At 37.4% G+C, this 1,039-nt stretch carries 1 protein-coding gene; it reads left to right on the plus strand.

Annotated features, from left to right (window positions below; translation table 11 throughout):
• Window positions 1–406 precede the first annotated feature (406 nt).
• A complete protein-coding gene (locus tag H5202_RS23225) occupies window positions 407–859 on the plus strand; it encodes a helix-turn-helix domain-containing protein (RefSeq protein WP_182774081.1) in 453 nt (150 codons plus the stop codon).
• Window positions 860–1,039 lie beyond the last annotated feature (180 nt).

Raw genomic sequence — 1,039 nt, forward strand, 5'->3', positions numbered from 1 at the left:
GTCTAATCTACACTGGGTCATTCTATCTCTTCGATTAGCTTCATTTGGTAAGAATTTTAAGTTAAAGCTGACTTGGTTTTGCCCCATTCCTTGCTAGTGAAATTTTGACTTATAAATTCAGTCTTTCCCTTATAGGCACCATATCAATGTTTGGGAGCCAAACAGCGGTGAAAGAAATCTCCAATTTTCAAGCAAAAACTGTTTCCAGCCAGTCGTTCTCGTTTGAATTGTTATGCTCTTTCATTGAAAGGCACTAGTTGCTTCTGGAGATAAGTTTTTAGAGCTACCCTATACAGTAAACTTTTTGATATTTCGAATATTTCGAATATTGACTTTTCGAATATTTCGGATAATGTTGTGATATACAGATTTGCATAGTCTAAATTTGAAACTAGAGAGAAATACGATGAATACTGCTACAAAATTGCAAAGCGCTGAAGAAATTGCACTGGCTAAGCTTGGTAGCCAAGAGTTATCAGCTGTTATGGAAACCAATGGCGAAGCTCAAAGGATTAATGTTATCGATAAGTCTGGTAAGACTCACGAAGTCATGATCCCATCAAGTGCATTAAACATGATGATTGAGGTGCTTACTCAATTAGGTCAGGGTAACTCTGTCAGCATTACACCTATTCATGCAGAACTCACAACGCAAGAAGGTGCTGACATGCTAAATATGTCTCGCCCTACATTTATTAAGCTCTTAGATTCTAAAGAGATTATTTTTAGTCGCACTGGTAACCGTAGGAAGGTGGCCTATGCTGATCTTATGGAATACAAGAGCCGTTTAGAAGAGAACAGACTGGCAGCTCTTGCTGAACTATCCGCATTAGATCAAGAAATGGAGATGGGGTATTAATGACATCATACACGGTAATTTTAGACGCATACGTTATGTATGTTCAGCAAGAAATTTTGCATAAAATGAATCTAACACTTAAGAGCATAGGTGAATGATTTTATCTAATTCCAGTCACAAGCGGCACGGCTTTGTAGCCTTTGAATAAGCCCAAGCCATTAAAAAAGTAATTATCTAATG

It is taken from the genome of Shewanella sp. SG41-4 (assembly GCF_014164505.1).
Classification (GTDB): domain Bacteria; phylum Pseudomonadota; class Gammaproteobacteria; order Enterobacterales; family Shewanellaceae; genus Shewanella.

Coding starts and splice junctions, on each gene's coding strand:
- H5202_RS23225 (WP_182774081.1), top strand. CDS start 407: ATGAATACTGCTACAAAATTGCAAAGCGCTGAAGAAATTGCACTGGCT.